This is a genomic window from Nostoc sp. (assembly GCF_036917455.1).
Taxonomy (GTDB): Bacteria; Cyanobacteriota; Cyanobacteriia; order Cyanobacteriales; family Nostocaceae; genus Nostoc.
Genome location: NZ_JBALDK010000010.1, coordinates 24,617 through 36,705 on the forward strand (window position 1 = coordinate 24,617; position 12,089 = coordinate 36,705).

The following is a 12,089-nucleotide window of genomic DNA, read 5'->3' on the forward strand; positions in this document are numbered from 1 at the left end:
GTTGCTAACTTGTTGACGAGAGTAAATATTCTCAACAAGTTTTATCGTAAATAAAAGGGTTTAAGACCTCTACAGGTAGCCCCAGTTTCAGTCGGGGTTTAAATCCCCACCTAAAATTGTCTTGAATTTTGAATTTTGAATTGTTAATTGTTAATTCCCACCCTGTAAACTCGCATGATTAGCCCCCGACTGAATCAATTGGCTCAGATTATCAACAGCCTTAGCATACTGAGGATCGGCTAATGTTCCCAAGGTTTGGTTTTCTACTAATGCTTTCTGTTGTGCTTCGGTTAAAGCCACCGTAACATCTGGGGCAATACCGACATGATTAATATCTCTACCTTTGGGTGTGTAGTATTTAGCGATGGTTAGTTTCAACCCCGAACCATCCTCCAGAGGCTCTACGGATTGAACTAAACCTTTACCGAAGGTGCGAGTCCCTACTAACGTAGCGCGATTATCATCTTGCAGCGCTCCTGACAGAATTTCGCTGGCGCTGGCAGATCCCTTATCCACCAGTATCACTAAGGGTTTGTTGGTGAGAGGATGTCCCGATGCATTGTAGTTATCTTTAACTCGATCTCGATTTACCAAAGAGACGATCGCTCCTTGCTTTAACCACATGCTGGCAATTTGCAAACTCGCATCCAGCAGTCCACCCGGATCGGAACGCAGATCCAAAACGTAGCCCTGCACCTGCTGTTTTTCTAATGCTTCTATTGCGCGATGCATCTCTGCGGGAGAAGTTTCCGTAAACTGTGGTAAACGAATGTAACCAATCTTACCCGATGGCGTTGTTTGCGTGTTGTAAGTTACAGGATAGATGGCAATATTCGCACGAGTCAGGGTGAAAGTTTGCGATTGGCTAGCCCGTTGAATCGTTAGTACTACCTTGGTTCCCACCGGACCCACAATCCGCTTAACAGCATCCTCTATTTTCATTCCCTGAGTTATTTCACCGTTAATCTGGACAATTAAATCACCCGGTAAAATGCCCGCTTTAAAAGCAGGTGTTCCTTGAATCGGGGCGATAACAGTTAAGGCTTTAGTTTTTTCATTCTCTCCCAGTTCCAGCCCTACACCAGTGAGGTTGCCAGAAAGATCGCTATTTAGGGCTTTAAATTCTTGGGGGTTGTAAAACTCAGTGTAGCGATCGCCTAATTTAGCCACCATTTCTTGAATTGCCCCATAAGCCTGTTTATTGGAACTATAGGAGCGGCTAAGATACTGCTGTCGAATTGCTTTCCAATCTTGATGGTTAAAGCTGACATCAACATAATTTTTATCTAGGATTTGCCATACCTCATCCACCAATTTTTGAGGGCTAGGTTGGGTTTTTCCTAGAGCTTTAGAAGCGTAAAAACTACTTCCTGTCAAGATTGCGGCAATGACAACTAGTTCTATCCTGACGATTAATTTTTGCTTGAACATAATTTAACTATTAAATAAAAATTCAGAATTCAGAATTCAGAATCCTGAATTCTGTTTGATAAAACCACTAGGACTTATCTTGAGATTGCCCTTTTCTGTAGGGATAGGCAGTCTTGAAAATATCTTGAATTTTAGTTTTTTGTTCATCTGTGAGATTCAGGCTGAACACTGCTTTACGCATTTTTTCACCTTGTTGCAATTTCGCTGACAATTCCTTTACTTGATCTGGGGTCAAAACTGCCTCAACTTGTTGGCGAATTGCCTCGCGCTTCTGGGCGCGTTCTGCCGTATTCGCTCCAGGAGAGCTTGGCGCAGAAGTGTTCGTATCAGATACCTTTGTTCCACCATTGTCACCTTGAGACACATCTGGAGACTTAGAACTTGTGCAACCCGTCATTCCTCCAATTAGGAGAGTTGCAAATAGAAGGGTTGGTAAAATTATCTGTTTTTTAATCATTTACTTCTCTAGTTTTTGTTGTATGTAATATGATTGTTCCGACTCAATTTAGGTTTATGACTGTCTAGAAGATGGTTGAAAAGTTGCTGCTTGACTTATACCAGCTAATCTTAAAAGTTGGGATAGATTTGTGCATGAACTAGAATTCCTAACCTGACCAGGAAAAAAGTACTGAAGTTATTGTGACTTTTTTCCTAATTTAGGAATAATTAATCAGTCAGAACGGCTCTATCGATTCTAGATCCAGATTCGTTATATAGGAAGAAGAGTTTCATCCTAAAATTGTGAAAATACCTATGGTTTTGTCACAAAGGCCATTGAGTTGGAACAGTTCTATGATTCGCTTGACCTACCCATCATTTCGTCTGTTACTTTACTTAGAGTGGCTGTTATTAGCTACGGCAATGTTCATGGAAGTTCTGCTGCCGTTTGAGTTTTCCTGGTCGTTGCTGCTGCGAGTTGATGCGATCGCAACTTTCAGCTTGATGGGCTTGAGACTACCAATGGTGAAGCTGGAAACGAAATTATTTTATACAGTCCTGGAATTCGGTTTAATTTTGCTGCCAACAACTCAACATAGCTTGTCTAGTCGCTCCGTTTTCCTGCTGTGTCTGGTACTAGTGATGCGGAGTTGTCTAATATTTAAGCAATCGGGACAGCTGGCTGTCTTGGTTTTATCTCTGCTTACTTATGCAACACTGCTTTTATCAAGACCGATTGTACCTGAGAATTTTAGGCGAGATATAATTGCCATGTCTTGGGATTGGCGATTAAGTAATATATTATTGTTTAGCTTAACGTTAGTATTCGCTTTGTTGTTAATTAATGCTTTGCTTGCAGAGCGCCAAAGTCGAGAGCAGTTAGAAATTGCCCATTTGCAATTAGAGATTACCAATCAACAGCTGTGTCAGTATGCGCTACGGATTGAAGACCAGGCAACCTTACAGGAACGCAACCGAATTGCCCGCGAAATCCATGATGGATTAGGACACACTCTAGTCGCCCAAACTATTCAAATTAATAACACTCTATTGTTTTGGGAATCAAATAATGACAAAGCATTGGCATTTCTCAAACAGGCAAAGGAATTAGGGGCTGAGGCGCTGCTGGAAATTCGGCGATCGCTTTCTGTGTTACGTTCAAATCCTTTGCAAGGACAATCTCTCACATTGGCCATTGAAAAGCTGCTAACAGATTTTCAGCAAACCACAGGTATTGAACCGTCTTATAAAATTGACGTACCGCACACTTTACCAGCTGAAGTAAACACGGCCCTATACCGGATTGTGCAAGAATCGCTGACAAATATTTGCAAACACGCTCAAGCAACGAGTGTCACCATTGACTTACTCGCTCACGCTGGGATGATTCATCTGTCAATCGAAGATAATGGACAAGGATTTAATCCCACTCAAAATACAACCGGGTTTGGGTTACAAGGAATGCGAGAACGAGCGGTTGCACTGGGCGCTCAGTTGAATCTTAACAGTAAACTAGGAACAGGTTGCTGTATTTCTGTTTCTTTGCCATTATCAAAGCTGTTGTTTTAGCTATGATTCAGATTTTATTAGTTGACGATCAGCATCTTATTCGCCAGGGACTTAAGAGTATGCTTGAGTCCAATGCAGAGATGCAGGTAATTGGTGAGGCGGAGAATGGGCAACGGGCACTCGAGGTAATTCCTGCACTGCAACCTGATATTGTGCTTATGGATGTTCGGATGCCTGTAATGGATGGAGTTGCGACAACAAAAGCGATCGCTCAACAATATCCCAACATCAAAGTTCTCGTCCTCACCACCTTCGATGATGATGAGTATGTTTTCCAGGCGATGCGGCTGGGTGCAAAGGGTTATTTACTCAAGGACACCGAACCAGAGGAACTCATGTTGGCAATTCGATCCGTCTATAAGGGACAAACCCTACTCGGCCCGGGATTGCTTGAGAAAGCACTCACGCCCATTGCCGCGCCTGTCCCCTCTGTGCAACCCCCTCCAGAATTGGCACAACTCACACCCAGAGAATTAGATGTATTACGGTTAATTGCTTGTGGAGCTAATAACCGTGAAATTGCTGAATCACTGTTTCTTTCAGAAAATACTGTGAAGAATTATGTTACCAGTATTTTAAGTAGGTTGAGTTTGCGCGATCGCACTCAAGCCGCTTTATTTGCCCATTCGTTGTTTGGTGGAGCTAAATAGCTTTAGAATCTTGCGGCTAATTCTTCATAATATTGGGTTTGATTTCTAGCTAACAAATTGCACTGATATAGCAATCCGATTTGATTTCTGAATCACTCGTAGAGGTAAGGGACGGGAGCAATGCTCTAACAGTGAGATGGGTAAGCAGGGGAGGCAGGGGAAGAGAAAGAAATAAGTGTAGAAGCAGTCTGTTTTGGTAGTAAAAAATACTAAAAATGCCTCTTTACTTCCCCTGCTCCCCCTGCTCCCCCTGCCTATTTCACGAGGATCTCACTTTTTCGCGTTGCTCCCGTAAGGGACTGGGGACTGGGGACTGGGAAGAAGGAATAAAGGTGTACTGAGTTTTGTTCAAAAATAAAATATGAGTCCTATATCCCCAAATCGTGTTGTGTCTCGTTTAATAATCAATCGGATTTGAGATATTCCTGTAATTGTTTTGTACGCAATTTTGTGGTATTTTCCAGGCAACCAAAATAAATGGTAGGAGCAATACTTCCTCCCTCATATTTGCTTCTTTCAAACTCACAATTGGCATCTCGAAACTTTACCCATACTACCTGTGCAGCAATCAATTTCTGTTTCCTAGAGTTTTCTAAGGTAGGTAGCAATTGTTTATAAGCTTGATTTAGTTTCTTATCTGCATTCTGATAAGATAATCTAGCGCATTCATTAATTGCTACTTGAGTTTGAGGATTATTACAGTTGAATTTTTGAACTAACCGCATCTGGTCTAAAGCAGGCGTTGTACCTGCCATTGTCATCACAGGGGTATCTAAACTACTGAGAGTTAGCATACTTGCCAAAACTAGTAATAATTGACGCATGGCAAAAATTTTATTGTTTAAGTATTTGAGGGAAGCATAAGGCAGGAGGGGTCTTAAGCCCGGATTTCTCCCACCTCCTGCCTTCATTGATAAAATATACCAGTGCTGATAAATGATTGTGTATATTAAGATGCAGGAGATTGCTAATTTGTTACAAAATGTAATCTAGCCGCTAGAAGGAAGTCGAAATTTTGCGAACATGCTAAAAATAATTTGGTATTTTAGTGATCTAAGTTAAGCTTTTATATTTTATGAATCGTTCCGCCTGTCTTATTTTCAATCCAGTTGCGGGTCAGGGAGACTCAGACCAAGAATTAGCAGAAATTCGGGCAATATTAGAGCCAGATATTGAGCTAGATATTTATTTAACAACTGAAGAAATCGATGCTGACCAATTAGCTTATGCAGCCGTAGGGCGAGGAGTAGATGCAATCATTGCTTCGGGTGGAGATGGGACTCTCTCGGCGGCGGCGGCGGCTGTAGTTGGTACTGATATTGCATTTGGCATTATTTCCAGAGGAACAGCAAACGCTTTTGCCACAGCTTTAGGGATTCCTGACACGATCGCAGGTGCGTGTAACACAATTTTACAGGGAGGAACCCGCAATGTAGATGTAGCTTATTGCAACGATCGCCCGATGGTCCTCTTAGCAGGTATTGGCTTTGAAGCTGAAACTGTAGAATTGGCAGACCGGGATGCCAAGAATCGCTTCGGAATGATGGCCTACGTTTTCGCTGGAATTCAGCAACTGAGAAACTTAAAAAACTTTGATGTTGAAATTGAAACAGAAGACAGGATAATTAAAACTAGCGCCAGTGCAGTAACAGTCGCAAATGCCGCGCCTCCCACTTCAGTCTTAGCTCAGGGGCCAGCAGGTCTGATTTATGATGATGGATTACTAGATTTAACGATTGTCGCTCCAGTTAATAAGGCAGGAGCGATCGCTGCTACATTCCATCTATTCCAAACGGCTTCTACAGGTAACGCCGTAGAGCGGGATGATATTGGTTTTCTGCGAGCCAAACAATTTAAAATTACAACTGAGCCACCACAAAAAGTTGTTCTAGATGGTGAAATAGTCGGCACAACACCAGTAGAAATTAAGTGTGTACCAGCAGGATTGAAGATTTTTGTGCCATTAGTAGAAGAAGTTGAGCCAACCGAAAAATTAGACGGACTCCCTAATTTGACTATTGAGATGAAAGACACAGCAGAGGAATAAGGGGATTGGGGATTGGGGATTGGGAATTGAGAATTGGGAATTGAAAATTGGGAATTGAGAATTGGGAATTGAGAATTGGGAATTGAGAATTGGGAATTGAGAATTGGGAATTGAGCAGTAATAATCAATAGTTCTTCTTCCCCTGCCTCCCCTGCTTCCCCTGCCTCCCCTGCCTCCCCTGCTATTCAAGATTCAGGAGTATGTTGCATTGAAACTTGTATCAGATCCAGCGATCGCTAACAAAATTCGTAAGATGAATCAGCGAGTAAAGTGGCAAGATCCGTTGATTCTGGAACGGAACATCGACCAAACTCGCCTAGTGTTGGAGGATGGACAAACAGATAATCCTGAGTTCTCATTTTTAGTTGTAGGTGATAGTGGTTCTGGTAGGCATCGGGGACACAATCCCCAGCGACAGATAGCTGAACTCATGTTGCCCCATCACGACGAATCCCGGTTTATGCTGCATACCGGAGATGTAATCTATTTGGTGGGGTCGAGTGAATACTATCAGCAAAATTTCATCGAACCTTACCGAGAGTTTCTCTTGGGCGGAGAGCATCCGAAACGGATTCATTATGACCAGATGATTTTTAAGCTGCCAATTTTACCAGTACCGGGAAATCACGATTACTATAACTTGCCCATTTTATTGAGTTTGGCCTCTCTAACAACAATACCGATTCGTCGCCTATTGCGATCGCGGTTAGACTTAGATGTAGCCTTACATGGCTCAGGAACTGGTGAGGCTTACGCACGGGCTTTTCTAGACTATCTTAAGGCATTGCAGCTTCCAGGAGAGCTAACTAGCCATTTAGATAAGTACTACACAGCTAAAACAGATACAGGTCGTTGTTTGAAGTATGAACCTGGGCATTTTACCCGCCTTCCCAATCGCTACTACACTTTTCGCTATGGCGGGATTGATTTCTTTGCCTTAGATTCTAATACATTTAACGATCCGCCACCCCTGCCTAAAACAAAACAAGGTGATGCCGATCGCAAAATCTTAGAAAAGCGTCGTGAAGATTTAGAGCAAGAAAAGCAGCAAATCATTGAAACCTCAGCCAAGCTTCGTCCTGAAAACCCGATTGAAGCCGACCAATTAGACGACTTTCACGCCAAGCTATCGCAAATCGAAGAAATTATTGTTGATATCAAGAAGCAATTAGCCAGTGACAAAACAATGCAGACTGATATCGAACAATTAGACTGGCTCAAGCAAAGATTAATTGAATCTTGGAATAATTCAGAAGTTCGGGGAAGGGTGATTTATTTTCATCATCCTCCTTACGTAACTGAGGCGACAAAATGGGAGCAAGCACAAACTTTGATCGTTCGCGATCGCTTCCGTGGTGTGCTGGATGCAGTAGCTAAAGAAATAGGTTCCTTAAATCAGGGCCGTCCTTTGGTTGATTTGGTATTAAACGGTCACGCCCACTGCTTGGAACACCTTGAGACGATGGATACAGGACACGCTGATGCTCATATCCACTGGCTTGTTTGTGGTGGAAGCGGGTTTAGTTTGCGCCGCCAACGGATTGAGGGGGCAGATTTGATGGAGACTTTTGGGAATGAAAATAGATTAGTGGCGCGATCGCATCTCTTCATTGGTCGCAACGGTCAAGGTTCTCTGAAGCGACGACCTTATTCAGGTTTACGTATTGATGTTAAAGGCGATGGACAGCCTAAGTTTATTGTCCGTCCTTTGGTTGCCGAATGGCATCAGCGACAATGGCATAATAGTGAACTCGAACCATTGATTATTTAATGTTAAATCTCTGGAAATTTTAGCCCATAAAAGTAGAGACGCAATGATAGCGTCTCTACATAAATGCTTATTTATTTCGCCTAATTACGTGTAGTTGCTTGCACCCAGTAAAAAGGATTGGTGTTAATTAAATTACTCCTGGGCCTCTACCGCGTTTGTCACCCTTCTCGGTTAACTTACCTTCTTCGTCTTGATTAACTTCTCCGAGTTCTTCAATCCGTGCTGCTTTTTCCTCTGCTGCTTGTTTGCGTGCATCACCCGGTTCTTCGTAGTACATTTCCGGTTCAATTGCATAATTGTTAGACAAACCTTCTTGGTCCACGGTATAACCGTCAGTGGTGCGTATACTTTCTGAATCGGTTTGATCGTCAGTAAGTGCATCTGCTTCCCCTTCTTCTGTGGGGAGTGTTTTGTACTTATCTCCTTCTCTTTCCATTCGAGCAGCTGTTTCGGCTGGAATAATGCCGCGATCGTATGTATTTGATTCAGCTCTATCGGATGAATCTATATCTCTATTAACTGCTTCATTAGCCATAATTTATGTCCTCGTTAAAAATCTATTGAATAACTTCAGAACCTAGATTAGGCTGTTTTTAATCTCAAATCTACTATCTTTAGAAGTGATTTAAAGGTTAAGTATAACGCTATATTCTCTCTCTTTGGATATAAATACTGATAGTTACCTATATTAGTAAAGGGGCTTAATGCTATTATTTTAAGCCCCTGATTAAGGTTAAGCTCTAAAGTTCTACCATCCTATCCAAGCTTAATGGTTGAAATTTTATTCGCCCAGAAATTGGTTTTTTAGAGATTGAATTTCATCGGCTAATTCTTGTCGAGTTGAAACCTTCAATAGATAACGGGAAATAAACCAACTAGTGTAACCAATTCCAACTAATTCAAATAGCGGTGACAGTAGTGGAATATCATTGATTGCATCCAATAGGGTTAATACTATTTTGGCTGTAACAATTGCTGCCCAAATTAAAGCAAAAGTTATTATAGGCTGTTTATATTCCTTAAAAAAGCTACCTAAATATTCGGGTAATTGCTCTAAAAAGTGAGAAACCTGCCTACTAATTTGCTGCCATTGAGATTCAGGTTCAGAAGCTGGTGGTAATTTTGGTAATTTTTCAGTATCAACACCTTCAATTGCTAGCGGACCTTGTGAGAAGGAGGTGTTGATGGATTCGCGTTGCTGTTGTCCGGTTTCCATAGTTTTATTCGCGGTAACTACAATAGTTTGTGTAATGGAACTGAGCATCAATAAATATAATTATTAAGATCGTCAGTTTTTAATTCTTAGTAATCAGCAAGTGATAAGTATAATTAACTGGCTACTATAGGAATCCGGTTTAATTTCTGAAAAGATACGTAGGGTGTTATCGCGGAGAGTGCGGCACATAAACCTTTGATAAGGGTGCGTTACGAACTTCGTTCTAACACAACGCCAGTTGCTACGGAGGGAACATCCCTTCGGGAAAACCAGTCGCCTAGGTTGGAAAACCCGCCTACAGCGCTGGATTCACCGCAACGCACTGGCTCCCCTACATACCTACCTAATTTTGTTCAAAAATCAAATAGGAGTCCTATAAGACTGAGCAGGAGCATTTAGATTTATTTTCGTCTACCTACTCACTTGGATTTAGTCGCTAGTTGCCTTAGTTTGTTGGCGGGGCAACAGTTGCTTTAACAACTACAGTTTTGACACCTTTGATTTGCTTAGATAAAGGTTCAATTTTAGCCAACTCTTTCTGATTGCTCACAGTTCCCCCGACAGTAACAATTCCATCGCCGGAAGCATTAACTGTTAGTTGACTCTTGGGGATGTTAGCTTCTAATTTGGAGCGAACTTCACTTGATAAATCTCCTTTGGCTCGTTGTGTATCGCCACCAGTTGTATTATTGCGCTGTTCGCGGGCACGAATATCAGCATCAAGTTGTTTTCTGCGAACTTCACTTTGCGCGTCTTGTTGAGAAGCTTGTGTTATTTTTGCAGTTGGTGTTTGGGGAGCTTCATTAGGATTATTGGGTGCAGATTCACTTGTTTTAGAAGCGTTATCACAAGCAGCAACACCAAAAACTAAAAGACCGCTAATTAAGAAGGGGGTAAACTTTTGCATAGGTTCAATTTGCAATCGAAAGTGAAATTTGTTGATATTTACGGCTGAAGGGAGGAGCAAGTTTTTTAAGTCAGGAGCAAAGTTTTAAACTTCTTGCTCCTGCAATTTTGGGGAACGAGTGACAGCTACTTTGAATTAAAGTACTTCGTCACGACGGTCAACAATGACTACAGAAGGATCGTCTCTATCAGTTTGTGTTGAGTAACTGGTGCCAGTATTAACGGCTGCTGTGTCGTGCGTTACCCTGTCTAAACCTGGGCGATGTTCGCTAACTTCAGTGGCATCATAGATCGCAAACTCCTCAATTCCCCGGTGTTTGAGAATCTTTTCAGCTTGGTGGATTTCAGCTTCGGTACCATCGATAATTACCAAGTAGTCGCCTCTTTGGAAGCGATCGCCATATACCCGCGCTCTATCTTCAGGAATTCCTAAGCCAACCAGTGCGCCAACAATACTTCCAGCTGCTGCACCGATCGCACCACCAGCTAAGGTTGTCGCCAAAGCTGTTGCGACTGCGCCACCAGCAATTACAGGCCCAACTCCAGGAATTGCTAGAGTTCCAAGTCCAACTAATAAGCCAGTCAAGCCGCCTACGACTCCGCCTGTCGCTGCTCCAGCTTTTGCACCATCGTCTGCTTTATTACCTGTACCAACGTTTCTATCTACATCTACACCAGCGATTCCCTGACCGTTTGAATCTTTGGCGATGATGGAGACTCTACTTAAGGGAAAACCTGCATCTCGTAATTCTGTAAGTGCTGTTTCCGCATCTCGGCGATGAGAAAATACTCCAATCGCGCGTTTAGCAACACTAGTATGAGCTACATTAACATTAGGGGTTGGAGCGACATAATCAGGATTTCTAGCATCTGGGTTGTCATAAATACCAAACTCTTCGACACCCCCCTGATGGAGAATTGCTTCTGCTCTAGCAATTTCTGTATCTGTGCCATCAAGGATAACTAAATAGTGTCCTCGTTTCACACGTTCGTCGTAGACTTTGGCTCGTTCTTCAGGAATTCCTAAACCAATTAATGCACCGAGCAAACTACCAGCTACTGCACCAATACCAGCACCTGCGAGGGTTGTAGCTAAAGTTGTTGCTGCGGCTCCAGCCAGCATAATTGGCCCGATTCCAGGAATTGCCAAAGTTCCAAGACCGACTAATAAACCAGTCAATCCACCCAAAGCGCCGCCTGTGGCTGCTCCGACTTTAGCACCTTCGTCAGATTTATCGCCGACGCGATCGCGCACTTCGGCCCCAGCAATATCATCTTTGTCTCCATCTTGCGTAATGACAGAGACTCTATTCATGTCAAAACCAACTTTTTTTAATTCATGTAGCGCATGTTCAACATCTCGGCGATGAGAAAATACACCTACACCACGTTTATGTAGACCTACAACCATTATCTTTATCTCCTCAGCAAAAATTAATTATTCACTAATTTATAGCTCCTAATAACCCTTATTAATACATGTTTACTTTTAATTTTCATCAACCGCTTGGAAGAATTTTTACCTCTATCATTAGGCATAGGTGTTTTTATCTACAGGTAGTAAAAATCTTTAAGTATCAAAGTGTTTACAAAAATTAAATTTTAACCATTTTATTCTTCTCAAAAATTTAATTTCAAGGTTAGTTTAATCTCTAAATCAGAATACTCATTCAAAATATATCTATATAGAAAGTCAAAACTATAAATAGTGGAAATTAAGCCATTCCTGGAAAGAATATAGGAATCAAACCTGATTCCTGAAAATATCCGTAGGATGTGTTACCGACAGCGTAACGCATCAAACCCTTAATAATAGTGCTATAATAGGAAATTTCGTTCAAAAATCAAATAGTAATCCTATATTAGGATGATACTTTGACATAAAAGAAAATTAAATAAATCAGGTTATATTTCTTTTGGTTTTTATTAAATCACAAAACCTTATATTGGTTTATTAGTTGAAAATTAATAAACCAATATAAGGTTTTGTGATTTAATAAAAACCAAAAGAAATATAACCTGATTTATTTAATTTTCTTTTATGTCAAAGTATCATCCTAA

At 41.6% G+C, this 12,089-nt stretch carries 11 protein-coding genes; 4 read left to right on the forward strand and 7 right to left on the reverse strand.

Annotation, left to right across the window (positions count from 1 at the left end):
* Nucleotides 1-150 precede the first annotated feature (150 nt).
* Together V7K42_RS00635 and V7K42_RS00640 are read right to left on the reverse strand one after the other, a co-directional pair.
* On the reverse strand, nt 151-1,431 hold the full coding sequence (locus tag V7K42_RS00635; protein WP_334912572.1) for a S41 family peptidase: 1,281 nt from the start codon (nt 1,429-1,431) through the stop codon (nt 151-153).
* A 67-nt stretch (nt 1,432-1,498) separates the two neighbouring features.
* Entirely contained in the window at nt 1,499-1,888 is a 390-nt protein-coding gene (locus V7K42_RS00640) for a hypothetical protein (RefSeq protein ID WP_334912574.1), read from the reverse strand.
* 335 nt (nt 1,889-2,223) lie between these two features.
* Here V7K42_RS00640 and V7K42_RS00645 point away from each other — a divergent pair, with 335 nt between their 5' ends.
* A complete protein-coding gene (locus tag V7K42_RS00645; RefSeq protein WP_334912576.1) occupies nt 2,224-3,438 on the forward strand; it encodes a sensor histidine kinase in 1,215 nt (404 codons plus the stop codon).
* Nucleotides 3,439-3,440: 2 nt separating this feature from the next.
* The gene (locus V7K42_RS00650) at nt 3,441-4,088 is read left to right on the forward strand and encodes a response regulator transcription factor (RefSeq protein WP_334912578.1); all 648 of its coding nucleotides are present in this window, start codon (nt 3,441-3,443) and stop codon (nt 4,086-4,088) included.
* A gap of 404 nt (nt 4,089-4,492) precedes the next feature.
* Here the strand turns inward: V7K42_RS00650 and V7K42_RS00655 are convergent, their stop codons facing one another.
* Nucleotides 4,493-4,912: a lysozyme inhibitor LprI family protein gene (locus V7K42_RS00655; protein WP_334912580.1), complete on the reverse strand. Its 420-nt coding sequence runs from the start codon at nt 4,910-4,912 to the stop codon at nt 4,493-4,495.
* A 251-nt stretch (nt 4,913-5,163) separates the two neighbouring features.
* On the opposite strand from V7K42_RS00655, the gene V7K42_RS00660 reads away from it, so the two are divergent.
* Together V7K42_RS00660 and V7K42_RS00665 are read left to right on the forward strand one after the other, a co-directional pair.
* Entirely contained in the window at nt 5,164-6,135 is a 972-nt protein-coding gene (locus V7K42_RS00660; protein ID WP_334912582.1) for a YegS/Rv2252/BmrU family lipid kinase, read from the forward strand.
* Nucleotides 6,136-6,343: 208 nt separating this feature from the next.
* Entirely contained in the window at nt 6,344-7,906 is a 1,563-nt protein-coding gene (locus V7K42_RS00665; protein ID WP_334912584.1) for a metallophosphoesterase family protein, read from the forward strand.
* Nucleotides 7,907-8,033: 127 nt separating this feature from the next.
* Here the strand turns inward: V7K42_RS00665 and V7K42_RS00670 are convergent, their stop codons facing one another.
* The 4 genes from V7K42_RS00670 to V7K42_RS00685 all read right to left on the reverse strand — a co-directional run bounded on the left by V7K42_RS00670 (nt 8,034) and on the right by V7K42_RS00685 (nt 11,439).
* The gene (locus V7K42_RS00670; protein ID WP_334912586.1) at nt 8,034-8,441 is read right to left on the reverse strand and encodes a hypothetical protein; all 408 of its coding nucleotides are present in this window, start codon (nt 8,439-8,441) and stop codon (nt 8,034-8,036) included.
* A 246-nt stretch (nt 8,442-8,687) separates the two neighbouring features.
* The gene (locus V7K42_RS00675) at nt 8,688-9,122 is read right to left on the reverse strand and encodes a CAAD domain-containing protein (RefSeq protein ID WP_334912588.1); all 435 of its coding nucleotides are present in this window, start codon (nt 9,120-9,122) and stop codon (nt 8,688-8,690) included.
* Nucleotides 9,123-9,567: 445 nt separating this feature from the next.
* Complete coding sequence (locus V7K42_RS00680) at nt 9,568-10,029, reverse strand: BON domain-containing protein (RefSeq protein ID WP_334912590.1); 462 nt, start codon at nt 10,027-10,029, stop codon at nt 9,568-9,570.
* A gap of 135 nt (nt 10,030-10,164) precedes the next feature.
* A complete protein-coding gene (locus V7K42_RS00685) occupies nt 10,165-11,439 on the reverse strand; it encodes a histidine kinase (protein ID WP_334912592.1) in 1,275 nt (424 codons plus the stop codon).
* Nucleotides 11,440-12,089: the final 650 nt, after the last annotated feature.